This window comes from Acidovorax sp. GW460-11-11-14-LB4 (genome assembly GCF_059423685.1).
Genome location: NZ_JBWKYJ010000038.1, coordinates 1 through 24,459 on the forward strand (window position 1 = coordinate 1; position 24,459 = coordinate 24,459).

General features: G+C 59.8%; 24 protein-coding genes. 1 reads left to right on the plus strand and 23 read right to left on the minus strand.

Translation table 11 applies throughout. From position 1 onward, the window contains the following. Window positions 1-331: 331 nt before the first annotated feature. The 23 genes from AC07X4_RS14440 to surE form a co-directional block, all read right to left on the minus strand. Window positions 332-856 (minus strand): phosphoribosyltransferase, encoded by a 525-nt coding sequence (locus tag AC07X4_RS14440; protein WP_056062011.1) that lies wholly within the window; start codon window positions 854-856, stop codon window positions 332-334. Window positions 857-914: 58 nt separating this feature from the next. Next, window positions 915-2,291 (minus strand): adenylosuccinate synthase, encoded by a 1,377-nt coding sequence (locus AC07X4_RS14445; protein ID WP_056743262.1) that lies wholly within the window; start codon window positions 2,289-2,291, stop codon window positions 915-917. 27 nt (window positions 2,292-2,318) lie between these two features. Beyond that, window positions 2,319-3,467 carry an ATP phosphoribosyltransferase regulatory subunit gene (locus AC07X4_RS14450; protein ID WP_436077889.1) on the minus strand — a complete coding sequence of 383 codons (1,149 nt, stop codon included), beginning with the start codon at window positions 3,465-3,467 and terminating at the stop codon, window positions 2,319-2,321. A 90-nt stretch (window positions 3,468-3,557) separates the two neighbouring features. Beyond that, window positions 3,558-3,740: a DUF2065 domain-containing protein gene (locus tag AC07X4_RS14455; protein WP_395455398.1), complete on the minus strand. Its 183-nt coding sequence runs from the start codon at window positions 3,738-3,740 to the stop codon at window positions 3,558-3,560. 27 nt (window positions 3,741-3,767) lie between these two features. After that, window positions 3,768-4,676: a protease modulator HflC gene (gene hflC / locus AC07X4_RS14460; RefSeq protein ID WP_056061999.1), complete on the minus strand. Its 909-nt coding sequence runs from the start codon at window positions 4,674-4,676 to the stop codon at window positions 3,768-3,770. A gap of 9 nt (window positions 4,677-4,685) precedes the next feature. Next, window positions 4,686-6,056, minus strand: coding sequence for an FtsH protease activity modulator HflK (gene hflK / locus AC07X4_RS14465; RefSeq protein WP_494740461.1), 1,371 nt, complete (start codon window positions 6,054-6,056; stop codon window positions 4,686-4,688). A 53-nt stretch (window positions 6,057-6,109) separates the two neighbouring features. Beyond that, on the minus strand, window positions 6,110-7,255 hold the full coding sequence (gene hflX, locus AC07X4_RS14470) for a GTPase HflX (protein ID WP_494740462.1): 1,146 nt from the start codon (window positions 7,253-7,255) through the stop codon (window positions 6,110-6,112). A 93-nt stretch (window positions 7,256-7,348) separates the two neighbouring features. Continuing rightward, window positions 7,349-7,603 (minus strand): RNA chaperone Hfq, encoded by a 255-nt coding sequence (gene hfq, locus AC07X4_RS14475; RefSeq protein ID WP_108500281.1) that lies wholly within the window; start codon window positions 7,601-7,603, stop codon window positions 7,349-7,351. 105 nt (window positions 7,604-7,708) lie between these two features. Beyond that, on the minus strand, window positions 7,709-9,052 hold the full coding sequence (gene der, locus AC07X4_RS14480; RefSeq protein WP_056062205.1) for a ribosome biogenesis GTPase Der: 1,344 nt from the start codon (window positions 9,050-9,052) through the stop codon (window positions 7,709-7,711). A 13-nt stretch (window positions 9,053-9,065) separates the two neighbouring features. After that, window positions 9,066-10,229: an outer membrane protein assembly factor BamB gene (gene bamB, locus AC07X4_RS14485; RefSeq protein ID WP_494740463.1), complete on the minus strand. Its 1,164-nt coding sequence runs from the start codon at window positions 10,227-10,229 to the stop codon at window positions 9,066-9,068. Between the two features lie 2 nt (window positions 10,230-10,231). Next, complete coding sequence (locus AC07X4_RS14490) at window positions 10,232-10,930, minus strand: YfgM family protein (protein WP_056743271.1); 699 nt, start codon at window positions 10,928-10,930, stop codon at window positions 10,232-10,234. Window positions 10,931-10,944: 14 nt separating this feature from the next. Then, window positions 10,945-12,207 (minus strand): histidine--tRNA ligase, encoded by a 1,263-nt coding sequence (hisS, locus tag AC07X4_RS14495; RefSeq protein ID WP_056061987.1) that lies wholly within the window; start codon window positions 12,205-12,207, stop codon window positions 10,945-10,947. 152 nt (window positions 12,208-12,359) lie between these two features. Then, the gene (gene ispG, locus AC07X4_RS14500; protein WP_056061984.1) at window positions 12,360-13,640 is read right to left on the minus strand and encodes a flavodoxin-dependent (E)-4-hydroxy-3-methylbut-2-enyl-diphosphate synthase; all 1,281 of its coding nucleotides are present in this window, start codon (window positions 13,638-13,640) and stop codon (window positions 12,360-12,362) included. Continuing rightward, window positions 13,640-14,575, minus strand: a complete 936-nt coding sequence (locus tag AC07X4_RS14505; protein WP_494740464.1) for a helix-turn-helix domain-containing protein — start codon at window positions 14,573-14,575, stop codon at window positions 13,640-13,642. Before AC07X4_RS14505 ends, ispG begins: the two co-directional genes overlap by 1 nt. Then, window positions 14,568-15,401 carry a type IV pilus biogenesis/stability protein PilW gene (gene pilW, locus AC07X4_RS14510; RefSeq protein ID WP_056061981.1) on the minus strand — a complete coding sequence of 278 codons (834 nt, stop codon included), beginning with the start codon at window positions 15,399-15,401 and terminating at the stop codon, window positions 14,568-14,570. Before pilW ends, AC07X4_RS14505 begins: the two co-directional genes overlap by 8 nt. Window positions 15,402-15,434: 33 nt before the next feature. Next, on the minus strand, window positions 15,435-16,550 hold the full coding sequence (gene rlmN / locus AC07X4_RS14515; RefSeq protein WP_494740465.1) for a dual-specificity RNA methyltransferase RlmN: 1,116 nt from the start codon (window positions 16,548-16,550) through the stop codon (window positions 15,435-15,437). A gap of 90 nt (window positions 16,551-16,640) precedes the next feature. After that, a complete protein-coding gene (gene ndk / locus AC07X4_RS14520; RefSeq protein ID WP_008905954.1) occupies window positions 16,641-17,066 on the minus strand; it encodes a nucleoside-diphosphate kinase in 426 nt (141 codons plus the stop codon). Between the two features lie 89 nt (window positions 17,067-17,155). Beyond that, window positions 17,156-18,724: a pseudouridine synthase gene (locus tag AC07X4_RS14525; protein ID WP_494740466.1), complete on the minus strand. Its 1,569-nt coding sequence runs from the start codon at window positions 18,722-18,724 to the stop codon at window positions 17,156-17,158. Next, window positions 18,724-19,473: an SMC-Scp complex subunit ScpB gene (gene scpB / locus AC07X4_RS14530; RefSeq protein ID WP_494740467.1), complete on the minus strand. Its 750-nt coding sequence runs from the start codon at window positions 19,471-19,473 to the stop codon at window positions 18,724-18,726. The genes AC07X4_RS14525 and scpB overlap by 1 nt, the downstream gene beginning before the upstream one ends. A gap of 147 nt (window positions 19,474-19,620) precedes the next feature. Beyond that, a complete protein-coding gene (locus tag AC07X4_RS14535) occupies window positions 19,621-20,664 on the minus strand; it encodes an RluA family pseudouridine synthase (protein WP_494740468.1) in 1,044 nt (347 codons plus the stop codon). Window positions 20,665-20,669: 5 nt separating this feature from the next. Then, window positions 20,670-21,596 (minus strand): peptidoglycan DD-metalloendopeptidase family protein, encoded by a 927-nt coding sequence (locus tag AC07X4_RS14540; RefSeq protein ID WP_494740469.1) that lies wholly within the window; start codon window positions 21,594-21,596, stop codon window positions 20,670-20,672. Between the two features lie 12 nt (window positions 21,597-21,608). After that, complete coding sequence (locus AC07X4_RS14545; RefSeq protein WP_494740470.1) at window positions 21,609-22,391, minus strand: protein-L-isoaspartate(D-aspartate) O-methyltransferase; 783 nt, start codon at window positions 22,389-22,391, stop codon at window positions 21,609-21,611. Further along, window positions 22,391-23,179 (minus strand): 5'/3'-nucleotidase SurE, encoded by a 789-nt coding sequence (gene surE, locus AC07X4_RS14550; RefSeq protein ID WP_099729832.1) that lies wholly within the window; start codon window positions 23,177-23,179, stop codon window positions 22,391-22,393. Before surE ends, AC07X4_RS14545 begins: the two co-directional genes overlap by 1 nt. Before the next feature lie 184 nt (window positions 23,180-23,363). On the opposite strand from surE, the gene AC07X4_RS14555 reads away from it, so the two are divergent. Continuing rightward, window positions 23,364-24,338, plus strand: a complete 975-nt coding sequence (locus AC07X4_RS14555) for an NADPH:quinone oxidoreductase family protein (RefSeq protein ID WP_274109002.1) — start codon at window positions 23,364-23,366, stop codon at window positions 24,336-24,338. Window positions 24,339-24,459: the final 121 nt, after the last annotated feature.

Consider the following 24,459-nt stretch of genomic DNA (forward strand, 5'->3'; position numbering starts at 1 on the left):
CATTTTGCAAACCTCGCTGCGATCAGCGAAGCCTTGAATTCTAGCACAGTTTTTAAAGAACTGTCAAACTTTTGCTTCCCTTTTTCACCCCGCCTCAACGATCATCTGCAATCCGCAACAACCATCTCTACCGAGCGAAGCCTTGTATTCTATACCGGTTTTAAACCACCAAGAAGACAAAACCAAACTTTCTTCGCCAACCTTCCGAGTCATCCGCCGCAGCACCTAAGCACCACCACAAACCACCCCATCGACCCCAACACTTTTTGCGCTCAGGTCTCAGTAGCGAAGCCTTCGACTATAGCACGACTTTCAGGGCCGGCAAGAAAAATCAGACTCGCCACTTTTCTAGCAGCTTCTCCGGACTCAGGCTGTCGTAGCCCTCAAAGGGTTGATGGATCCAAGGATTGCTCGGCAAAAACTCCACGGAGTAATCTGGAGAAAACGTCGATAGACCTTTCGTCCAGATCACGGCGCTACGTAGCTCGGTGATGGGCGCGTAGTTGGTCTTAAGCATGTTGATCACCGCGTGCAAGGTGTGCCCTGAATCAGCCAGATCATCGACCAAGAGCACGCGCCCTGCAATTTCACCCTTGGGCGTGGTGATAAAGCGTGCAATATCAAGATGTCCTTGCACCGTTCCTGCCTCGGCACGGTAGGAGCTCGTAGACATGATCGCTAACGGCTTATCAAAGATACGACTGAGAATGTCACCTGGGCGCAACCCACCGCGAGCGAGACAGAGAATGGTGTCGAACGCCCAACCCGACTGATGAACTTTCAGCGCCAACTTTTCGATGAGGCTGTGGTACTCGTCATAGCTGACATAGAGGTGTTTTCCGTCTTCGGTCAACATAGTGGATGATTCCTGAATAGTTGGCGTTTACTTGATGGCAGCAAGGCAAAACTGTAGATCAGACGGCGACATAAGGATGGCGCATCATGATCGTATGATCGCGATCAGGACTGGTTGAGATCATGTCGATCGGAACCCCCGTCACTTCTTCGATGCGCTCAAGATAGCGGCGCGCACTTTCGGGCAGTTTGTCGTACTCGGTCACCCCTACGGTGGAATCACTCCAGCCAGGGAGCGTTTCATAAATTGGCGTGCACCGAGCGATGTCCTCAGCGCCCATGGGAAGCAAATCAATACGCTGACCGTCGAGCTCGTAGCCTGTGCACAGCAACAACTCGTTCAACCCGTCCAGCACATCCAGCTTGGTGATGCAAAGGCCAGTAAGGCCATTGACTTGGGCACTGCGCTTCAACAAAGCTGCATCAAACCAGCCACAGCGACGGCTACGCCCGGTTGTCACTCCCTTTTCAGCGCCCACTGTACTCATGTGATAACCGGGCGTACCAGGCACTTCCCAATCCAGCTCTGTAGGGAAAGGCCCGCCACCCACACGGGTGCAGTACGCCTTGGTAATGCCGAGGATGTAATGAAGCATGCCCGGCCCCACGCCAGATCCTGCGGCAGCATTCCCCGCCACACAGTTACTGGACGTGACATACGGGTATGTGCCATGGTCTACATCCAGCAGGGTCCCTTGAGCGCCCTCAAAAAGAAGATTGGCACCCGCGCGATTCGCCTCATTGAGCTCTCGCGACACATCAGCCATCATGGGCTTCAGCAACTCTGCATGGCGCATGGCTTCGGCGTACACGACATCAAATTGCACCTTGCCATCCTGGATGTATGGCTTCAGCGCATCGCCAAAAACGAACTTTGCAGAGCCCAGGTACGTGGTGAGCACATGATTGTGCAAATCCAGTAATTCGCGCAGCTTAGAAGCAAATCGCTCAGGGTACTTCAAGTCCTGTACGCGCAAGGCACGGCGGGCAATCTTGTCCTCGTAAGCTGGACCAATGCCACGGCCGGTGGTACCAATCTTCTCAGCCCCCCCCTGCTCTCGGGCCGCCTCACGCGCAACATCAATTGCCGCGTGGAAAGGCAGGATCAGCGGGCAAGCCTCACTGATACGCAGGCGCGAACGAACCTCGACACCGGCTTTCTCAAGCCCCTCAATTTCCTCAAACAACTTCGCTGCAGAAAGTACCACGCCATTGCCGATGTAGCACTTGACCCCAGGGCGCATGATGCCGCTCGGGATCAAATGCAGCGCCGTCTTCACACCATTGATCACCAGTGTGTGGCCAGCGTTGTGCCCCCCCTGGAAACGCACAACCCCTTGAGCGCTCTCCGTCAGCCAATCGACCAACTTGCCTTTGCCTTCGTCGCCCCACTGGGTACCGACCACCACTACGTTGCGACCTTTGGTTGCTTTCATCTCAAACCCAATTCAAATGACAATTGCTCAAACAGCCTGCACGACCCAACGGCCCGCAACCTGAACCAGTTCACGATCACAGTGGAACTCATCCACCTCACTCTCGTGCCCTGGCAAAACACACACCACTGTTTCCCCAGCGGACCGAAGCTCTCCAATCGCTGCATTCACATCCGCAGCCTCGCCCCAGGGAGCACGAATGGCGGCTTTCAGCGCACGGGGTGGCACCACGCCAACCACCTGCTTGATGTCCAAACTGAATCCCGCCGCAGGACGATTTCGGCCAAACACTGCCCCCACCTCGTCGTACCGGCCGCCGCGCACCAGGGCATCGCTGGCACCGCGCGCATAGATCGCGAAGCGTGCACCGCTGTAGTAGGCATATCCACGCAAATCAGCCAAGTCGAAAGTGACAGAGGCTCCGTCAAGACGCGACGCCAACCACTTCAAATTTGATAGCACTTGAGACACACCAGAAATGCGCTTCAGCGCATTTTCAGCCTCAGCCAGAACAGCAGCGTCTCCATATAGCTGGACAAGAGCGAGAAGGCCTTGCCGAGAATCCTCAGGAAAGCCACGCGTCAAGACTGTCAACTCTCCCGCATCCTTGGCCGCCAAAGCAGAATGAATGCCGCTGAGCAGTTGCGGGCTCACGCTCACACCAGCCAACAGGCTGCGGACGATGCGCACGTCCGCAAGATCAATGGTTGTGTCGCGTACATTGGCAACTCGCAAACACTCCCGAGCTAACTGCAAAGCCTCAAGGTCGGCCTCCAGCCCGGTATGCCCGTAGATTTCGGCACCAAACTGAAGAGGCTCGCGGGTGGCATGCGGGCGGTCAGGACGCGTGTGCAACACAGGACCACAGTAGCAAAGACGTGTCACACCTTTGCGATTGAGCAAATGCGCATCAATGCGAGCAACCTGCGGAGTCGTATCAGCTCGCAGCCCCATGGAACGACCAGATAGCTGGTCCACCAGCTTGAAGGTTTGCAGATCCAGCGCTTCGCCAGTGCCCGTAAGGAGAGATTCCAGATGCTCCAACAGCGGGGGCATCACTAACTCATAACCATAACAGCGGGCTGTATCAAGCAGCCCGCGACGCAATTCTTCGATGTGCCGCGCTTCAGACGGCAAGACATCGGCAATGTGATCCGGCAGGACCCAAGCAGACATGGAGAAAAGGGGAGGCTGTTAAAACCGTGATTCTACCGGGACCGGGCGAGACTCCCCAAGGAATCTCCTAGTCAAGGGGTGTGACAGCGTTCAGAAACAGAGCATCAGAAGACCCGCAGCAAGGGCCAACAATGCGAAAAAGCGTATTTGGCCATCCTGCAATTGAGCGATCTGTGCAACCGTACGTTTCCAGACCTGGGGGGACAAAAAAGGCACAAAACCCTCAATTACCAGGACCAAGGCAAATGCCGTCCAAAGACTGTCCCACATCATTCACCTCTCACAACCAGCGCCACTTGTTTACTTGCGTGGAGCAACAGGCGCCGATGCAGACGCTGAGCCGCGAAAGACCTTGAAGAAGTCAGAGGACGATGGGTCCAGCACCATCACATCGCTTTTCTTATTGAAACTGCCCTTGTACGCCTCGAGACTGCGATAAAACTGGGCAAATTGAGGATCTTTGCCAAACGCTTCGGCGTAGATGCGGGCCGCTTCCGCGTCGCCCTCACCTTTCAGCTTTTGAGCATCCCGATAAGCATTGGCAATTGTGATCTCGCGCTGACGATCTGCGTCTGCACGAATCTTTTCGCCTTCTGCAGCACCTGTAGAGCGCAACTCATTGGCCACGCGCTTTCGCTCCGCTTCCATGCGCCGGTACACAGATTCAGTAATGGCTTCCACGTAATCAACACGGGTAATACGCACATCCACCACATCAACCCCCCAAGGCTTGGAACCACGAACTGTCTCCAAGACTTCGCGCTTGACATCAGCCATCAGCGCTTCGCGTTTGAGTGAGAGCAGCTCTTTCACCGTGCGCTTGTTGATTTCCTCCTGGAAAGCATTGCGAACCACCCGATTGAGCTGCATGGCGCCCGCCGTCTCATCCAGCCCAACGTTGCGAATGTACTCAGTGGGCTCGGAAATGCGCCAGCGCACATACCAGTCGATAACGACACGCTGCTTTTCAGCAGTCAACATGGGCTCGGTGTCCGTGCTGTCCAAAGTCAGCAAACGCTTGTCTATGTAAGTGACGTTCTGAAATGGAGGAGGCAGCTTGAAATTGAGGCCAGGCTCCGTGATCACTTCTTTGATCTGACCCAGTGCATACAACACTCCAAACTGCCGCTGGTCCACAACAAAAAGCATGGAGCTCATGAGAGCAAGCACCACCAGAAGGGTAGATGCAATAAAACCGACTCTGTTCACGAACTACTCCTAGCGGGATTCACGTTCACGGGTGCGGCTAGTGTCGCGCGCGCGAGCGTCATTCGAAAAGGTTGGTGCGGGTGTTGCTGGTGACACCGCTGGAGGCACGCTGGTGGCCGCAGGGGCATCCAGCGCTCCGGACCCGCTTGCTACGCCTTGCATAATTTTGTCGAGCGGCAGGTACAGCAAATTGGAGCCTTGACGCGACTCCACCAGCACCTTGGTCACGTTGCCATAAATCTGCTGCATCGTGTCCAGATACATACGATCACGGGTTACCTGCGGAGCCTTCTGGTACTCCGCCAAAATAGAAGCAAACCGTTGCGAGTCACCTTGAGCCTGCGCAACGATCCTCGCCTTGTACGCAGCAGCCTCCTCGTTCAGACGAGAGGCAGAGCCCACAGCGCGTGGAATCACATCATTCGCGTAAGCCTGTGCCTCGTTTTTGGCACGCTCGCGCTCCTGTCCAGCTTTGAGGACATCATCAAAGGAGGACTGCACCTGCTCAGGCGGCCGCACACCGCCCTGTTGCAAATTGATGCCAACAACTTCGACGCCAACTTTGTAACGGTCCAATATGGTCTGCATGAGCGCGCGAACGCGAGGCGCAATCTGATCCCGCTCTTCAGCCAATGCCGTGTCCATGCGCATCTTGCCCACCACCTCGCGAACGGCGGTCTCAGCTGCTTGAACCACGGCATCTGAGGGATTCTTGCTTTCGAAAAGCCATGCCCTGGCATCGCTCAGGCGATACTGAACGGCAAACTTGATCTCCACGATGTTTTCGTCTTCGGTCAGCATCGCGGACTCTCTCAAGCCCGTGCTTTTGATGACCGTGTCCCTCCCCACATCAGCGGAGCGAATTTGTGTCACAAAAACCAGCTCATGACGCTCAATTGGGTAAGGCAAGCGCCAGTTAAAACCTGCACCCACTGTGCTTTTGTACTTACCGAATTGCGTAATGACGGCTTGCTGGCCTTCTTGCACTATGAAGAAACCTGTGCCCATCCAGATCACGAATGCAATGCCAGCAATCAAGCCCACACCCACACCGGCGCTTTTCATATCAGGTTGAAAGCCACCGCCAGCCCCTCCTCCCGGGCCACGACCAGAACCATTCTTTCCCCCGAACAGACTGCCAAGCTTGCGATTAAGGTCACGCCAGAGCTCGTCGAGATCAGGCGGCTGCTGGCCATTGCTTGGCCGCTGATCCCCACCCCTCTGACCTGCGGGTGGCGCTGCAGGTCGATCCTCAGGGCGCACGCTACCGTCCTCCGACTTATCATCCCCGCGACCCCAGCGTGGATCGTTCAGATTGAACATGCCCCGAATACGGTCCGGCAATGAAGCCCAGCGTAGGGTGCGAGTATGAAAATTCATGCGCAAAATCTCTGGTTCTCTGATGGCGTCATTCGATCATGCATTGTGCCCAATCAGGGCAACACATCCGGCAATTCAAGGGCGTCTGCTGGGGTCATATCCTCACGCGTAGCCAGCAACCTATCGGCCAAAGCGTGGCGCAGATCATCAAGACCTTCTCCAGATCGAGCACTTACGAACAGACGGGAAAGCGACTGCCCCCCCACTTCGTATTGGTCTACCAGCAGGGAGGGGCGTCGCTCTTCGGGCAATGCGTCAAGCTTGTTGAACACCAGTATCTGCGGAATATCCGATGCACCAATTTCCAGCAACACCCGCTCCACCTGCGCCATCTGCTCCGGGAAATCCGGGTTGGAAGCATCCACCACATGAAGCAGCAGATCTGCATCGACAGCCTCTTGCAGCGTAGCCTGAAAGGCATCCACCAATCCGTGCGGGAGATCCCGGATAAAGCCCACCGTATCGGACAGAGAAACAGATCGCGCCGCATCTGCCAGATACAACTGGCGTGTTGTAGTGTCTAGCGTGGCAAAAAGTTGATCCGCTGCATACGCTCGCGCTTTCACCAAAGCATTAAAAAGCGTGGACTTACCCGCGTTGGTGTATCCAACAAGCGAAATATTGAAGGTATCGCGCCTCTCGCGCTGGCGCCGCTGCGTGGAGCGCTGACGCTTGACCTTGATCAAGCGCTCTCTGGTGCGCTTGATCGCGTCACCAATCATCCGTCGATCCAGCTCGATCTGCTTTTCACCCGGACCGCCCCGGGCACCGATACCGCCAGTCTGGCGCTCTAGGTGAGACCAGCGCCGCACCAGCCGTGTACTCACATACTGCAGCTTGGCGAGCTCAACCTGAAGCTTGCCTTCGTGGCTTCGCGCACGTTGCGCAAAGATCTCCAGAATCAACAACGTGCGGTCATTAACGGGAAGCTCGATATGACGTTCCAGATTACGCTGCTGCGCGGGGCTGAGTGATTGGTCAAACAGCACCTCCAATGCCCCATGCATCTGGGCCAAGGTGCGAATTTCATCCGCTTTGCCAGAGCCAATAAAGAGTGCCGCGTCCGGCGCTTTCCGCTTGCACGTAATGCGAGCAACAGGCCGTAAACCCGCCGTCTGGGCGAGCAGTCCCAACTCTTCCAACTCAGCATCGAAGTGGGGAAGACCAAAATCAACGCCCACCAGCAACACCGGCGTCATAGCGGACGAGGATGCGGAAGCCGAACTCAAAGCCAACCACCCTCTCCCTGCTCTACCTCGCTCAGAAAGCGAGCCCCGCTACCAGACAACAACTCAAGGGTTGCTGTTGTCAGCATCAGGGGTTTCTGAGGTAGAGAAATTGACCGCCCGACCTGGAACGATCGTAGAAATCGCGTGTTTGTAAACCATCTGCGTCACCGTATTGCGCAGCAACACCACATACTGGTCGAAAGACTCGATTTGCCCCTGCAGCTTGATCCCGTTGACCAAATAGATGGACACTGGAACATGCTCCCGACGCAATGCGTTAAGGAAGGGGTCTTGCAAAAGCTGGCCTTTATTGCTCACGATATTCTCCGTGTTCAAGTGTTGTTGTAAACCAGCACCTTACCACAGCCAGACGCACGCTCTGGCTTTAACACACATGGCCCCTCGACTGAGGAGCCTTTGTCGTCAAGCCTCGTCTTTGTCCGCAAAAGGATTGTGCGAGGTTTTCATCTCAATGCGCAAAGGGGTCCCCACAAGATCAAACTCCTTGCGGAAGCGCCCTTCCAAGAATCGCTTGTAAGCATCAGTCACGTGCTCCAGCGAGTTACCATGGATCACGATCACGGGCGGATTCATGCCGCCTTGGTGCGCATACCGCATTTTGGGGCGGAACATCCCCGCCCTCTTGGGGCTTTGGAACTGAACTGCCTCCAGCAACAGTCGGGTGAGCACTGGCGTGGACATCTTGCAGGTGGCCGCCCGGTGGGCCTGGGCAATAGATGTCCATAGAGGGCCAAGCCCCTGACGCTTCTTCGCAGAAATGAAGTGCAACGAAGCAAACTTCAGAAACGCTAGCCGCGTCTCAATGGAGCGCTCCAAGAGCTGTCGTTGGTAGTCATCCACGGCATCCCATTTGTTCACCGCCAGAACCACAGCGCGGCCACTCTCCAGAATATAGCCCGCGATATGGGCATCCTGGTCCGTTACCCCCTGGGTGGCATCGAGCAATAACAGCACCACATTTGCGGACTCGATGGCTTGGAGCGTTTTCACTACCGAGAATTTTTCGATAGCCTCAAACACCTTCCCTTTGCGGCGCAGTCCTGCAGTATCCACCAGCTCAAAGCGCTGGCCATTGCGCTCAAAAGGCACAGTGATGGCATCGCGGGTCGTGCCGGGCATATCAAATGCCACCAGTCGCTCTTCGCCAAGCCACGTGTTGATCAGGGTGGACTTACCCACGTTGGGGCGCCCCGCCACGGCAAGCTTGATTACGCCCTTGTCCAACGCCGTATCCGAATCGTCAGGCTCAGGCAGATTGAGCGGCTCCAGCGCAATGTCAACCAAACTGCGTATGCCCTGCCCGTGCGCCGCAGACACAGGATAAACCTCGCCCAGCCCCAGCTCATAGAACTCCGCTAGTTGGACGCCCTGGAGCATGCCCTCCGCTTTGTTGGCGACGAGCACGCAAGGCTTGCCCAAGCGACGCAAGTAATTGGCAATGTCGTGGTCTTGCGCGGAAACACCTGCACGGGCATCCACCACAAAAATCACCACGTCCGCCTCTGCGACGGCCTGCTGCGTTTGTTTGGCCATCTCGCGGTAGATGCCGCTGGAAGCGTCGGGTTCGAAGCCACCGGTATCAATGACGATGTACTCGTGTTTTCCCTGCTTGCCGTTACCGTAGTGCCGGTCACGCGTAAGTCCCGCAAAGTCAGCGACGATAGCGTCACGCGACTTGGTCAGACGGTTGAAGAGCGTGGACTTGCCGACATTCGGACGCCCCACGAGGGCGATAACTGGCTTCATTGAATAAGACCGATCAATCTGGACGGAATCCGTAAATGCCGCCATTGCGGGTAACAACCACCAGGGTATCTGCAGCCACGACTGGGGCAGCAGCGATGGCAGACCCATCTGTCGCCAGCCTGTTCAGGGGCGAACCATCTGTACGAGACAGCAAATGCACCAAACCCGAGTCGTCACCGACGACTACCGAGCGCCCTAGAAGCAACGGCGCCGTGAGTTTGCGGTATTTAAGTCGATCGATACCCCACAAGCGTGAACCATCCGCGCGGCGCCACGCAACAAGAGTGCCATTGCTCTCAGAGCCAAAAATGGCCTCTGCATCGCCGTGAACGCCTTCTGCTCCGCTAGCAGGCTGCGTCCAGACGGTCGTTCCCCTTGCCGTGTTCACACAACCCACAGCAGCTTGAAAAGATCGAGCGCACACTGTTTCTCCCACACGGCTCGTGCGCCCCACCAACTCGACAAGGCGCTCCACATCATTGGTGCCCCGTGCGCTGGCAATGGGAGTCTCCCATCGTACACTGCCATTGTCAGGATTCAATCCGACCAAACGGCCTGACAACCCCACCACCAGTGTGTCACCCACAGCGGTCAAGACACCAGCCTGGCGCAATATCAAAGGCTCGCCGGGGCGCTGCAGGGACCAGAGACGACGACCTGTCGACAAATCATAGGCAGACACGGATCGATCTGCCGACAACACGAAAACACGACCGCCTGCAACCAGAGGTGGTGTGAATACCTGAGCAGCGAGCGTCTCACGCCAGCGCTCACGCCCCCCATCAATAACGATCAGTGCATTGTTACGCGAGACCACCGCCGCGAACTTGCCATCGCTACCCACAGCTGCCGACAGAGGCTCAGCCAGCGCTGCTCGCCAGATATCCCCCCCCGTACGCGCATCCAGGGCTGCCACCGCACCATCAGCTGACGCGACGGTCACCACATTGCCAGCAACATGGACCTCCAATGGCAATCCAGCCACATTGCCAAGGCGCGCAGTCCATGCTTGCCGCACGCCCAGAACGGCCACATTGGCTCCGAGGTCGGCAGGCACAGGCTTAGACTTGTCGGCGCTCCACAAAGAACAACCGGCCAACGTGGCAGCCACTAGTGCTACCACCAGACCGCGCACAAAAAATTGGTGCCCTGACCTTGCGTTGATAGGCGACGACATGGTTATTTGGACTCCGCAGGTGTTGCGGTTGAAGAGACAGCAGAAGCCACATTCACACCTTGCAGCGAGACACCCAGCGCGTTCAGCTTGATTTCCACCAGACGGCGGTACTCGACACTGTCTTCGAACCCCTTATATGCCTTGGTGTACTCAGCAATCGCGTCCTGACGCTTGTCCTGGAGCATCAGGACGTCACCCTTGCGGTCCGCCACAACAGAGGAGAATTCCGGCGCGAAACTGCTGGACAGCTGCTTTAGTGCTTCGTCATAGTTCTTTTGATCCATGAGCACACCAGCCAATCGCAACTTGGCCAAGGCCTTGAGGCCCTCGTCTGACGATTGTTCTGCAACCCACATAAGCGCCTCTTTGGCGCCTTCGACATTACCAGTGCCCTGCATGGCCTTGGCGAGGGTCAAGCCTGCCTGCCCAGCTTGGACAGTCCCTGCATATTTAGACTTCAGATCTGCAAAAGCTTGTTCCATGCGGACGTTATCGGCAGACCGCGCAGCCACATCCACAGCATCAAACAATGCAGCCGCCTGCGTGGCCTGCCGGGTTTGCCAGTACTGGTAACCGTTCCAAGCAGCCGCTGCACCTGCAACGACAATGACCACGGAGCTGATCAACGTGCCCCAGGTGTTCCAAAAATGCTTGAGCTGGTCTAGCTGCTCTTGTTCTTCAAGGTCGAGATGATTTGCCATGGAATGTGATTGGGTTAGCGGGTGGATTGTAGGGTGGCCGACCATTGCGCGACCAAGTCCAGCGGGCGCTCGGTTTGCTCACCTGCGCCATCACGCAAGGCTTTGACAGTCACCATGCCACGAGACAGCTCATCATCGCCAAACACCAGCGCGTGCATTGCACCACTGGCATCAGCCTTCTTGAATTGCGATTTCATACTGCCCATGCCCTCCAGCGAAGGGGCCGCGTGCATCTGGACACGAACACCATGTTGGCGCAATTGCTCGACAGTAGCCACAGCCCGAGGTAACGCGGCCGCCGAAGGGACAATGGCATAGACGTCCGGAACCAGCAAAGGGGTGGCACTTTGCTGCTCCTTGAGCAACTCCAGTACCCTTTCGACCCCCAACGCCCAACCCACCGCCGGTGCGGCCTTGCCACCGATTTGTTCGATCAAGTAGTCGTAGCGCCCCCCACCGCAGATCGTGCCCTGCGAGCCCAACTGATCCGTCACAAACTCGAACACAGTGAGGTTGTAGTAGTCCATGCCACGCACCAGGCGAGGATTGACAGTCCAAGCTATCCCGTTGGCATCAAGAATGGCCTTGACGGCATTGAAATGCGCCAAAGACTCCTGACCCAGAAAGTCAATCAAACGAGGCGCTGCTTCCACCAGCGACTGCATCGCGGGATTCTTGGTGTCGAGGATGCGCAGAGGGTTGCTGTGCAGCCGCCGACGCGCCTCCTCGTCAAGAGCATCGACGTGCTGTTCCAGATACGCGATCAATGCAGCACGGTGAGCCTTGCGCTCGTCCGGCTGCCCCAAACTGTTGAGTTCGAGACGCACATTCTGCAGGCCAAGGTCGCGCCACAGGGCACTCGCCAGAAGAATCAACTCGGCATCGACCTCGGCACCCGGAAACCCCAGTGCCTCGGCGCCGATCTGGTGAAACTGGCGGTAGCGTCCGCGTTGGGGACGCTCATGACGAAACATGGGGCCCATGTAGTACAGGCGCTTACCGCCGTCGTACAACATGGAGTGCTCTGCAACCGCACGCACCACACCAGCTGTCGCTTCGGGGCGAAGCGTCAGCTGCTCCCCATTGAGACGGTCCTCAAACGAGTACATCTCTTTCTCGACAATGTCGGTGACCTCGCCCAATCCACGTACAAACAACGGTGTGGGTTCGACAATGGGTGTGCGGATATTGCGATAGGCGTAGCGCGCCATCAGGTCGCGCACCTTGGCCTCCAGCCACTCCCAACGGGCAGATTCCGGAGGCAGGATGTCGTTCATGCCCTTCACCGCAACCAGCTTCTCTGGTTTGGACGAGGGACTGCTTTTTTCGTTACTCACAGCGCTTCTTTTCTATGTCTGGCGGAAATTTACATAAGCTGGACAGACCACCTCCCGAGGCTTTACGGTGCGGGTGGCTGCAGCACTACCGGTCAAGCAGCAGACACCCCGGCGCCAAACCGCTTTTCGATGTACTGCTCGACGATGCGATGGAATTCATTGGCGATATCGTCACCGCGCAGGGTCATTGCCTTCTCGCCATCAATGAAGACAGGGGCGGCAGGCGCCTCACCCGTCCCCGGCAGACTGATTCCAATGTCTGCGTGCTTGCTTTCACCCGGGCCATTGACGATGCAGCCCATAACTGCAACCCGTAGCGATTCCACACCCGGATAACGCACGCGCCACACAGGCATTTGCGCACGCAGGAAATCGTCGATTTGCTTGGCCAGGTCCTGAAAGGTGGTGCTGGTGGTACGGCCACATCCCGGGCAAGCGGTAACGCTGGGCACAAAAACCCGCATGCCCAAGGCCTGCAAGATTTCGGATGCCACAACCACCTCTTGGGTACGCGCCTCGCCTGGCTGGGGTGTCAACGACACACGAATCGTGTCGCCAATACCCTCTTGCAGCAGCACAGACAATGCGGCCGCCGAAGCAACCGTTCCCTTGGTGCCCATACCGGCTTCGGTGAGACCCAGGTGCAAAGCGTAGTCGCAACGGCGTGCCAACTCGCGGTACACAGAGATCAAATCCTGCACTCCGCTGACTTTGCACGACAAGATGATCTGGTTGCCGTCCATCCCCATGGCCTCTGCACGACGCGCAGATTCAATGGCCGATGTGATGAGGGCCTCGTACATGACCTGACGAGCCTCCCATGGATTGCTGCGGCGGCTGTTCGTATCCATCAGCTCAGCCAGCAACTCCTGATCGAGACTGCCCCAGTTGACACCGATGCGCACAGCCTTGTTCCAGCGCATGGCAGCCTCGATCATTTGACCAAATTGCTTATCGCGCTTGTCACCTTTGCCCACATTGCCAGGGTTGATTCGGTACTTGGACAAAGCCTGGGCGCAGTCCGGAAACTCGGTGAGCAGGCGGTGTCCGTTGTAGTGAAAATCGCCCACCAAGGGAACGTTCTCACCCATGCGATCCAGTTGTTCTCGAATGTACGGTACCGCTGCAGCAGCTTCTGGCGTATTAACGGTGATGCGAACAAACTCCGACCCCGCCTGAGCGAGCTCCTTGACCTGAATCGCGGTCCCAATGGCATCGACGGTGTCGGTGTTGGTCATGGACTGCACGCGCACGGGAGCATCCCCCCCCACGGTCACCACACGCGAACCCCAGACAACTTTCGCTTGGCGCGAACGTCTAGGTAAGGGCGAAGCAATCGCCACCGGCCCAAAATCAATCGGGGAGTTTTCCACTATTTCACCTCGAAACGCGCCACGTTTTCACGGGCGACTGCCGTCAGATCAAACGGCTTTCCTCGAACAATCACTTCCGTCGCGTCAGCGCGACCGACAATCACTGCCAGGGGCGTGGGTGCCGACACCGATACCGACTCTCCCGCCGCCAGATTGCGTTGCAACGCCAGTGCACCATTGGCATCGCGAACTTGCACCCATGACGCACCGCGCGCGCGCAGCACCAGGGGACCGGAGGGAGCATCTGCCGCGCCATCAGCGGCCGAAACAGCGCCCGCAGACACGCCACTGCCAGCGGCAAAAGGCGCTGGAGGTGCAGCGGCAGGTGGCGCAGCAGACACAGGCACCGAAGCCGCCGAAGCAGCGGCGGGCGATGCAGAAATAGATGCATCGGCGGGGCGCTCCACCGTTGGTGGCACCACTGCAGGTGCAGGCTCGGAGGCATTGGCCGGCAAAGCATCTGGCACCGCAACGGGCACTGGATCGGAAGAATCCCCTGGCGTGGAATGCCGAGGGACAAAGAACAAAACCACAGCTCCCACCAACAGCGCAAGAACGACCAACACCACCGAACGCGAGCCGGAACCTGAACCCGCGAATGACGCCGAAGAGGACGACGAAGATTTGCCGGCACTACCCTTCACGGGTGCATTGATACCCGCGCTGTCCACAGACAGACGAGGACTTTGACTTTGGGGAAGCAAAGACAAAATGGGCGCTGGGTCAATTTTGAGGGTACGGCAAACACTCGAAGCCAGCGCGCGCACAAATACGGTGTCAGGCAGCACTGTGTAGTTATCTGCCTCCAGGGCTTCCAGCTTGCTGACGGGTACTTTTAACGCAACCGCCAGGGCTGCGATGTGCATGCCTGCCGCCTGCCGGGCCTCCTTGAGCAAGCCGCCCGCCGTCACTCCGCTCTCCACCACCTCACTCATTGAAAGCCCCACGTTCGTATGCACCCAGCTCCCTGGAATCCGGGAAGCGCTTGCGCAACTGAGCAGCCAGTTGCCTCATTGCCACGGTGTCGCCCAAAGCCCGCTCCACCTTGATGCCCAGCCACAACGATTCAGAGTTGGCGAAATCGCTGTTGTTGAGCCGTCGAATGTAAAACTGCGCACGCGACAACTCGTTGCGCCGCAGCAAGAGCGCCGCGAGGTGATAACCGACCACCGGATTCGCAGCATCGAATTCATAGGCCTTCAAGAAAGACTGTTCCGCTTCGGGAAACTGTCCCGCCCCTGACTGGCACAGGCCACGGGCCATCCACGTTTTGCCACGCGCTGTATAGGCGGGGTTGGCAATGGCTCGGACAAAATATTGGTCGGCCTCCACATACTTTTGCTGCTGGCACATCAGCCAGCCATAGTTGTGCAGTACGTTGGAGTCATTTGCCCGTAGCGACAAGGCACGGCGGAAACTGTCTTCGGCCTGTGCATAGTCACTCAGGCGCATGTAAATCAGGCCACGAAGATTGAAAGCATCGGCATAAGAAGGATCTGCAGCCAGCGACTGCTTGACTTCATCCAGTGCGACCGCCGTTTGCCCCAATTCAAAATAGTTGGAGGCCAACTCCAGCCGGATACGAGCGCGGCGCCGCGACTCAGGCTCATCGGACGGAGTCACCAAGCCCGCATCGGCGTCACTGACTGCAGACGATGCGTTTGTTGCACACCCCTGGAGCGCCCATATGCAAACCACCGCACTGCATGCCGTGAGTGTCCAGCGGCCAATATGCTGCCAGCGTCCAACCATTCCCGCCATGTAGAGCCTCCTTGAAGTTTGCCAACTGCCTGATCAAGTCACCGGTTTGAGCACGATTGTGCGCTGTTTTGCCATGCGTTCTGCGGCCCGGGTACGATCTTTGACATCCCCAGCCAATTGACCGCACGCCGCGTCAATGTCATCACCGCGCGTCTTGCGCACCGTGGTGATAATGCCCGCGTCACTGAGTATCTTGGCAAAGGCCTGCACCTGATTTTGCGGGGACCGCAACAGCCCTGATGCGGGAAACGGATTAAAAGGAATCAGATTGAACTTGCAGCGAATACCACTGCGCTTGACCAACTCGATCAGTTGGCGCGCATGCTCCGCCTGATCATTGACACCATCAAGCATGCAGTACTCGAACGTGATGAAGTCACGGGGGGCATGCGCCAAATAGCGGTTGCAAGCCTCCAGCAACTCCTCGATCGGATACTTGCGATTGAGCGGCACCAGGTTGTCGCGCAGGGGATCATTGGGTGCATGCAGCGATACCGCCAGTGCCACGGGACAGTCTTGCGCAAGGCGGTCCATCATGGGCACGACGCCCGATGTAGACACCGTCACGCGGCGGCGCGACAGGCCATACCCGTGATCGTCCAGCATCACTTTGAGCGAAGGGACCAATGCCGAATAGTTTTGCAGCGGCTCCCCCATGCCCATCATGACCACATTCGAGATCACACGGTCTTCAGTCTGCAAGCGCTTACGCAGGGAGTGCTCTGCAAACCACAGCTGGGCGATGATCTCACCCGTCGTCAGATTACGACTGAAACCCTGATGGCCTGTAGAACAGAAGCGGCAACCGACAGCGCAGCCCGCCTGCGATGACACACAGAGGGTTCCACGATCATCCTCCGGGATGAACACGGCTTCCACCGCGTTGCCATCACCCACATCAAACAGCCACTTCACAGTGCCGTCCGAGGACACATGCTCTGAAATAACGGGCAGTGCCTCGACCTGCGCGCAGCCCTTGAGCTTGTCACGCAAGGCCTTGGCCAAGTCGCTCATGGCGTCGAAATCGCTGGCACCGCGCTGATGAATCCAACGAAACAGCTGGGTGGCGCGGAAGCGCTTTTCCCCCAGCCGCTCGCAAAACGTCGCCAGACCGTCGAGGTCGAATTCCAGCAGATTCGTCGTGCTCATGGTGCCAAACCCACTGGAGACCAGGCATAGCTACCCCCATGACACGGGACTCCCACCAGGGTGGGTGCGGGCATGGGGAGTATCACCATCTCAGCGCGAGTAGATATTCAGGCCGGGGAAGAAGAATGCCACTTCGGCCTGTGCGGTTTCAGCGGCGTCGGAGCCGTGCACAGCGTTAGCGTCGATGCTGTCAGCGAAGTCGGCGCGGATGGTGCCAGCTTCTGCCTTCTTGGGGTCGGTTGCGCCCATGAGTTCGCGGTTCTTGAGGATGGCATTCTCGCCTTCCAGGGCCTGGATCATCACAGGGCCGGAGATCATGAAGTCCACCAGGTCCTTGAAGAAAGGACGCTCTTTGTGCACTGCATAGAACTGCTCGGCTTCCAGGCGCGACAGGTGGGCCATACGGGCTGCCACGACCTTGAGGCCGGCAGCTTCAAAACGAGCGTAGATCTGACCGATGACGTTCTTGGCCACTGCGTCGGGCTTGATGATGGAGAGAGTGCGTTCGATTGCCATGTTGATTTCCTGAATGGTTGTTGCTGTGATTCGTTTGTCCACCGGACAAAGCCCTCGATTCTAACCGGGGAGCGTGAAGGCAGGAGCACTCAGCGCCCACCACCTCCGCGCCGGGGACCGCCGCCACCGGGGCGTCGTTTGTCCTGGCGGTGGCGCGAGAGGCTGTCCATGCCGATGTAGCCCACCGACGTTTTCATCGGATCGGGCTGTGCCGAGCCCCCACGCTGGCGATCGCCCCCTGCAGCGTTGTTGCCACGGGCAGGGCCCTGGCCGCCATCGCGGCGCGGTTTCTGGCCACGGGGACCACCAGGGACGGCTGGCTGCGACATGTCCCGACGCGAGCCATCACCGCGTGGTCCACCACGGCCACGGTTGCGCGGCTTGCCATTGCGCCCGCCAGCACCAGCCCCTTCAGGACGTCCCTCAACAGGCTCGGGGCGCCCAGCACCTGCGGCCTGAACCAGTGCGCGGATATCACTCTCGTCCAGTTCCAGCCAGGCTCCGCGCTTGAGGCCGCGCGGAAGCACCATGGCACCGTAGCGGATGCGGATCAGGCGGCTGACCGCATGACCCACCGACTCGAGCATGCGGCGCACTTCACGGTTGCGGCCTTCAGAGATGGTGACCCGGTACCAGCAGTTGGAACCCTCTCCACCACCGTCCTCGATGGAACCAAACGATGCCATACCGTCATCCAGGCGCACGCCGTCCAGCAGTTTTTGTTTTTCCTCGTTGCTCAGAGCACCCAGCACCCGAACGGCGTACTCGCGCTCCAACCCAAAGCGTGGATGCATCAGTTTGTTCGCCAGCTCGCCCGAGCTGGTGAACAGCAAGAGACCCTCCGTGTTCAGGTCCAGGCGTCCTACCGACTGCCACTTGCCCTGCATGAGCCGGGGCAGCTTGCGAAAGACGGTGGGTCGATTCTGGGGATCGTCATGGGTCACGACCTCGCCCACGGGTTTGTGATATGCGATTACGCGCGCCGGAGGGGGGTCGATGCGATAGCGGATCGGCTTGCCGTTGACCTTGACCTGATCGCCAAACTGAATGCGCTGTCCGATGTGAGCAGGTTCGTTGTTGACCGAGATCCGCCCCTCCAGGATCAATTGCTCCATCTCCAGCCGCGATCCCAGCCCTGCCTGGGCCAGCACCTTGTGCAGTTTAGGTGTCTCGACCTGCGGCAGCAGCACCCGCTTCTGCGGCACCGCGTCTGCGGAGGCATCTTCTTCGTCGAAACGACCGGAGACTACATCCTCAAACTGATAGCCCTCCACGACAGGGGCAGCTCTGCGCTTGTCGCGCCCTGCCCCATCAGGACGCTGAGGCCGTTCACGAGATTCGCCACGAGGGGGCCTCCCTGCATGCCGAGTATTGCCCTCGCCGTCGGCTGCCGATACGACCGCCTCAGGAGATATCGAGTCCATGACGACCGCCTGCACCTGGGCCACAGGCACCTCTGGCGCCGCAGCTTCCGACACAGGCACCGAAGTACCGACCTGCATCGCCACCACAGCTTCAGGCACCGCTTCCTCAGCAAGGACAGCTTCCGCCTTTTTGCGAGGAGCCCGCTTGGCAGCCGGCTTTTTGGCAGCGGGCACCGTATCAGCAGCATTCAACCCAGGCACTTCGGCCGGATTTTCGGAGGTCGAGTCGTTCATCAAGTATTTCCCTGGATACCACCCGGGGTATCAGCATGGTCGTCGTGGAGATCAGTCTCCACATTCTGAAAAAAATCATCCACGGGCCGCTTACCACCCGTATCAGTCACAGCCTCCACAGACTCCACCGGCTCTTGCCCACCGGCTTCGTGCGGCAAAACCGCCAGCAGATCAGGCTCACCCCCAATGGCTCCCTGGGCGGCGGCGGCCATGGCTTCCAGCACATTCGCATTGCCTGTCGGGTCATCGAGCACCGGCAGTTGGTCCAGAGACTGCAGGCCCATATCGTCCAGAAACTGGCGGGTCGTGGCGAACAACGCCGGGCGCCCCACCGTTTCGCGGTGGCCAATGACCTCCACCCAACCCCGGTCTTCCAACTGTTTGATGATCAGGCTGTTGACCGTCACACCCCGAATGTCCTCGATATCCCCGCGCGTGACCGGTTGCCGATAGGCAATGATGGCCAAGGTTTCCATGGTGGCCCGGGTGTAGCGGGGCGGTTTTTCGGGATGCAGACGGTCCAGGTATTCACGCATTTCAGGACGGCTCTGGAAGCGCCATCCCGTCGCCACCTGTACCAGCTCCACCCCACGCTGCGCCCAATCAAGCTGCAATTCCTGCAACAGCACCTTGAGGGTGTCGGACCCCAGCGCGTCATTGAACAACACCCGCAGCTCGCGCACGGGCACGGGCTGCTGCGCGCAGATCAACGCAGTTTCGAGGACCCTTTTGGCATCCACCGTGTTCATGGTTCAGCGATTCCTGGAAAAGTGCCACGCGTTGCAACGGGTGTCACATCAACAGCAGGGGCAATCATTGGTGCACCGCGCAATGGCGCCGGTGCGTTGGTAGAGCCCGGCGGGATTCCGGCTGCGGGCTAGGGCCGTCACGGCCGTTCAGGGCGCATTGTAGCCCAGGCCCCATTCTGACAGCGCCCAGCGAATATCGTCGGGTACAGGGGCACGGAACTCCAGAGGATCCCCCGTCACCGGATGCGCAAAAGCCAACCGGTAGGCGTGCAGGGCCTGGCGTTGCAAGGCCCCGACCGGCGCGCCACCGTACAAGGCATCGCCCACCAAAGGATGGCGCAGAGATGCCATGTGCACACGAATCTGGTGCGTGCGCCCGGTGTGCAAGGTGCACTGCACCCAGCAACCACGCTCGCATCCCTCCAGACACAGGAAATCCGTGCGGGCGGTTTTGCCAGGGTGGACCGCCAAGTCCACCACCGCCATGCGCAGGCGATTGCGAGGGTCCCGCCCGATGGGGGCATCCACCGAGCGGGTCGCTCCCCCCGTCCAGGCACCATGCGCCATGGCCACGTACTGGCGCTTGACCTTGCGCTCAGCAATCAGCGCCACCAGGGCGTCCATGGTCGCACGGTCCCGGGCGACCACCATGAGACCGCTGGTGTCCTTGTCCAGACGGTGAACGATACCAGCCCGTGGCACCCGCAGTGCCTTGTCGTCGCGGGCCAGCAGGCCGTTGAGCAGGGTGCCGCTCCAGTTGCCTGGCGCAGGGTGCACAACCAAGCCTGCGGGCTTGTTCACCACCAGCAAGTGCTCGTCTTCGTACACCACATCAATCGCCATGGGCTCAGGCCGGAAGGCCTGGCTTTGGAGGGTGGGCCGCATCTCCAGCACCACCAGGTCACCAGCCTTGACCCGCGCGGCTGCCTTGAAAGCAGGCTTCCCATTGAGACTGACCAGCCCCTGGGCCAGCAATTGCTGAAGATAGCTGCGGGAGAACTCGGGAACCAGCTCCACCAGCGCACGATCCAGCCGCTCGGCGTGCTGGCCTGGGCCCATCTGCAACGAGCGCAGCTCGCTGTCCGCGTCGGCCAGGGCTTCCGATTCATCGGCCAGCAGGAGGGAATCGCCCTCCTGCGCTGTCGTCGCCTCAGACGCTTCGGGACCACCGCCCGGCGAGTGATCCGCCATCGGACTCAACGGGATGGCAGATAGCGTGTGGGATCGACAGGCTTGCCCTGCCGGCGGATTTCAAAGTGCAGCTTGACGCGGTCTGCGTCGGTGTTGCCCATCTCGGCGATCTTCTGGCCCTTGCGCACCGCCTGGTCTTCCTTGACCAACAGGGTCTGGTTGTGTGCGTAAGCGGTGAGGAACGTGTTGTTGTGCTTCAGGATGACCAGGTTGCCATAGCCGCGCAGACCGGCACCGGCATAGACCACACGGCCATCCGCCGCCGCCAGTACCGGGTCACCCGCCTTGCCGGCAATGTCGAAGCCCTTGTTGCGTGCCTCGTCAAACCCGGCAATCAGCGAACCCGATGCAGGCCAGATGAACGCCAACTCATCCTCGCCCGCTGGCGCTGCCACAGGTGCCGGCGTGGCTGGCGCCACCGCCACCACCGTGCCCGACGCAGCAGAGGCAGCAGGCTTGGCGCCGCTGGCTGCCGATGCAGGAGCCGCAGCGGGCGTGCTGGCTGGAGCGACGGAGGATGATGTGACCGGGCGTGTCACCACCCCGCTCTCAGAGGCCACCGCCGCCGGGGCAGCGGACGGAGGAAGCACGCGCAGCACCTGACCGACTTCGATCAGGTTGGCGTTTTCCAGATTGTTCCAGCGGGCAATGTCTTTCCAGCTTTGCCCAGACTCCAGGCCGATGCGAATCAGGGTATCCCCAGGCTTGACCGTGTAGTAACCCGGTTTGCCGGCGTTTTCTGCACCAGGCAGAGGCTTGACGGGGGTACCCACCACCACGCCCGGCTGTGCTGCGGGCGCTGGGGCAGAAGACGACGAAGAGGTGCCCCGATCTTCCACAGGAGCCTTGTTCATGCGGGTGCCACAGCCGGAGAGCACCAGCCCCGCCATTGCCACGGTAAAACCCACCACAAGACCACGCGATACGAACATAAGCAATTCCCTTTACGCAATCCCCGATTTTAGGGGGACAAAATGCACGGGTTCGAGCACGTTTTGTTTCAATCCGTGCGGGGTTTTGTCGATCACCAGCAACATTTGCTGCCCGCCCGTCAGTGCCATGGGTGCCACCAGGCGCCCCCCCACGGCCAGTTGATCACACCAGGCCAGGGGCACGGCATCGCCCCCGGCTGCGGCAATGATGGCCGCGTACGGAGCACCTTTGGCATAGCCGAGCATGCCGTCGCCAAACAGCAGGTGCACGTTGGCCAGGCGGAACGGCCGCAAGTTGTCGCGTGCCTTGTCGTGCAGGCCACGCAGGCGCTCCAGCGTGTACACCTCGCGGGCCAGCAGGCTCAGCACCGCAGCCTGGTAGCCGCAGCCCGTCCCAATTTCCAGCACACGGCCCAGCCCGCCATGGCGGGCGCTCTCTGCGCCCAGCAGCAGCTCACACATGCGAGCCACCACGCTGGGCTTGGAGATGGTCTGGCCCAAGCCTATCGGCAGGCTGGTGTCTTCGTAGGCTTGGTTGACCAGGGCACTGTCCACAAACCGGTGGCGCTCCACAGCACCCATGGCCTGCAGCACGGGGGCCAACGTGATGCCGCCCGCCGCCAGTTTTTGCACCATCCGCGCCCGGACGGCCGACGAATCCAGCCCCACTCCGGCAGGTGCCGCGGCCACCGCCGGCTTCCGCTGTGCGGGGGAAGACGGCGCTACCGCCGGCTTGCCCATGGCGGCGTTACCGGACACCGGCAGCCTGGCCGGAAAACCCGGGCGGCGCTGCATCACGCCCCGGGGGCGGCAGCCGCCCCCGCCGCCAAACGGGCGGCGGTCTGCGCCCAGTAACCGAGGTTGTCGTGATCGGTCAGATCCACCTTGAGGGGCGTGATGGACACATGGCCCTGGGCCGTGGCATGAAAGTCCGTGCCTTCTGCATCGTCCTTGGCAGCACCAGCACCGCCGATCCAGTACATGGCTTCGCCCCGGGGGCTTTCCTGCACGATGACCCGTTCCGCCGCATGGCGGCGCCCCAGGCGGCACAGCTTGGCCGGGCGCAAGGCCTCCAGCGGCATGTTGGGGATGTTCACATTGAGCAGCCAGGGGGTTTCGTTGACCAGTTGCTGCGCACGCATCTGCGCCACCAGTTCACGCGCCTTGGCCGCGGCGGCCTCCAGCTCGGCCCAGCCCTTGTCCACCTGCGAAAAAGCGATGGCCGGAACGCCAAAGAGATATCCCTCCATGGCCGCTCCCACCGTGCCGGAATAGATGGTGTCGTCGCCCATGTTGGCGCCGTTGTTGATGCCCGACACAACCAGATCGGGCCGGTAGCCCAGCAGGCCGGTCAGCGCAATGTGCACGCAATCTGCCGGGGTGCCATTCACGTAGCGAAAGCCGTTGGCTGCCTTGTGCACGTACAGCGGGGAATGCAGCGTCAGCGCGTTGGATTTGGCACTGTTGTTGTGTTCTGGCGCAACGACCTCCACCTCGACCCCGTCGAGGGTCTTGAGCGCATCATGCAGCGCCACGATGCCGGGGGCCTGGAAGCCGTCGTCATTGGATATCAGGATCTTCATGGTCTGGGTAGCGGTTGCAACGGATTGTAGGTGGCCGGACTGCTGCACCGCGGAGGGACGCCCGTTGACCACATTGCGCCGACGGCACCCCTGGCGCCCGTCGCTCGTGGGACATCCAGCACACCGACGCGCCACCTATCATGCGGGCCATCATTGACAAGACCGACCGACAGGAGACTTCCCCATGCATGCCTGGCTTTGCACCAACCCCACCGGCGTCGAAGCGCTCACCTGGACGGAGCTGCCCACCCCCACCCCCAAGGCGGGCGAGGTGCTCATCGAGATCAAGGCCGCCAGCCTGAACTTCCCCGACCTGCTCATCGTGCAGAACAAGTACCAGATGAAGCCGCCACTGCCCTTTGTGCCCGGCTCGGAATACGCGGGCGTGGTGGCTGCCGTAGGCGAAGGCGTCACGCACCTCAAGGTCGGCCAGAACGTGGCCTGCCTGTCGGGCACCGGCGGCTTTGGCACCCACACCATTGCCCCCGCAGCCCTGTGCATGCCGTTGCCAGACGGCTTTTCGCATGTCGATGCAGCCGCTTTCATCATGATCTACGCCACGTCGCACCATGCGCTGGTGGACCGCGCACAGCTCAAGGCGGGCGAGACCGTGCTGGTGCTGGGCGCTGCCGGGGGCGTGGGCACGGCCGCCATTCAGATCGCCAAGGCCATGGGCGCACGTGTGATCGCTGCCGCATCCAGCGACGAAAAGTGCGCGCTGTGCACTTCCATCGGAGCCGACGCGACCATCAACTACAGCAAGGACAACCTGCGCGAGGCCATCAAGACCCTCACGGACGGCAAGGGCCCCGACGTGATCTATGACCCCGTGGGTGGCGACTTTGCCGAGCCCGCGTTCCGCTCCATCGCCTGGCGCGGCCGCTATCTGGTGGTCGGGTTTGCGTCCGGCCCCATCCCGGCCCTGCCGTTCAATCTGGCGCTGCTCAAGGGCGCGTCCATCGTCGGCGTGTTCTGGGGCGACTTCGCCAAGCGCGAACCCAAGGCCAACGCCGCCATGATGGGCGAGCTGGCACAGTGGTATGCCCAGGGCAAGATCAAACCCGTGATCGACCGCACCATGCCCATGGCCGAGCTGCCCGCCGCCTACGCCCACATGGGCTCGCGCGGGGTGATGGGCAAGCTGGTCATGGTGAACTGACGGCCAGCCGCCCCCTTTGGAACGTGTGGGCAGATCTCGCAAGGGGTCCTCCCCATGTTCCTGGCTGGCATACCCGTGTGGCCCGGTGTGCCAGCACGCACAGCGCCTTGCCTGTGTCACA

Coding starts and splice junctions, on each gene's coding strand:
- AC07X4_RS14440 (WP_056062011.1), bottom strand. CDS start 856: ATGTTGACCGAAGACGGAAAACACCTCTATGTCAGCTATGACGAGTAC.
- AC07X4_RS14445 (WP_056743262.1), bottom strand. CDS start 2,291: ATGAAAGCAACCAAAGGTCGCAACGTAGTGGTGGTCGGTACCCAGTGG.
- AC07X4_RS14450 (WP_436077889.1), bottom strand. CDS start 3,467: ATGTCTGCTTGGGTCCTGCCGGATCACATTGCCGATGTCTTGCCGTCT.
- AC07X4_RS14455 (WP_395455398.1), bottom strand. CDS start 3,740: ATGATGTGGGACAGTCTTTGGACGGCATTTGCCTTGGTCCTGGTAATT.
- hflK (WP_494740461.1), bottom strand. CDS start 6,056: ATGAATTTTCATACTCGCACCCTACGCTGGGCTTCATTGCCGGACCGT.
- hflX (WP_494740462.1), bottom strand. CDS start 7,255: ATGACGCCGGTGTTGCTGGTGGGCGTTGATTTTGGTCTTCCCCACTTC.
- der (WP_056062205.1), bottom strand. CDS start 9,052: ATGAAGCCAGTTATCGCCCTCGTGGGGCGTCCGAATGTCGGCAAGTCC.
- bamB (WP_494740463.1), bottom strand. CDS start 10,229: ATGTCGTCGCCTATCAACGCAAGGTCAGGGCACCAATTTTTTGTGCGC.
- AC07X4_RS14490 (WP_056743271.1), bottom strand. CDS start 10,930: ATGGCAAATCATCTCGACCTTGAAGAACAAGAGCAGCTAGACCAGCTC.
- hisS (WP_056061987.1), bottom strand. CDS start 12,207: ATGAACGACATCCTGCCTCCGGAATCTGCCCGTTGGGAGTGGCTGGAG.
- AC07X4_RS14505 (WP_494740464.1), bottom strand. CDS start 14,575: ATGAGTGAGGTGGTGGAGAGCGGAGTGACGGCGGGCGGCTTGCTCAAG.
- pilW (WP_056061981.1), bottom strand. CDS start 15,401: ATGGCGGGAATGGTTGGACGCTGGCAGCATATTGGCCGCTGGACACTC.
- rlmN (WP_494740465.1), bottom strand. CDS start 16,550: ATGAGCACGACGAATCTGCTGGAATTCGACCTCGACGGTCTGGCGACG.
- ndk (WP_008905954.1), bottom strand. CDS start 17,066: ATGGCAATCGAACGCACTCTCTCCATCATCAAGCCCGACGCAGTGGCC.
- AC07X4_RS14525 (WP_494740466.1), bottom strand. CDS start 18,724: ATGAACGACTCGACCTCCGAAAATCCGGCCGAAGTGCCTGGGTTGAAT.
- scpB (WP_494740467.1), bottom strand. CDS start 19,473: ATGAACACGGTGGATGCCAAAAGGGTCCTCGAAACTGCGTTGATCTGC.
- AC07X4_RS14535 (WP_494740468.1), bottom strand. CDS start 20,664: ATGGCGGATCACTCGCCGGGCGGTGGTCCCGAAGCGTCTGAGGCGACG.
- AC07X4_RS14540 (WP_494740469.1), bottom strand. CDS start 21,596: ATGTTCGTATCGCGTGGTCTTGTGGTGGGTTTTACCGTGGCAATGGCG.
- AC07X4_RS14545 (WP_494740470.1), bottom strand. CDS start 22,391: ATGCAGCGCCGCCCGGGTTTTCCGGCCAGGCTGCCGGTGTCCGGTAAC.
- surE (WP_099729832.1), bottom strand. CDS start 23,179: ATGAAGATCCTGATATCCAATGACGACGGCTTCCAGGCCCCCGGCATC.
- AC07X4_RS14555 (WP_274109002.1), top strand. CDS start 23,364: ATGCATGCCTGGCTTTGCACCAACCCCACCGGCGTCGAAGCGCTCACC.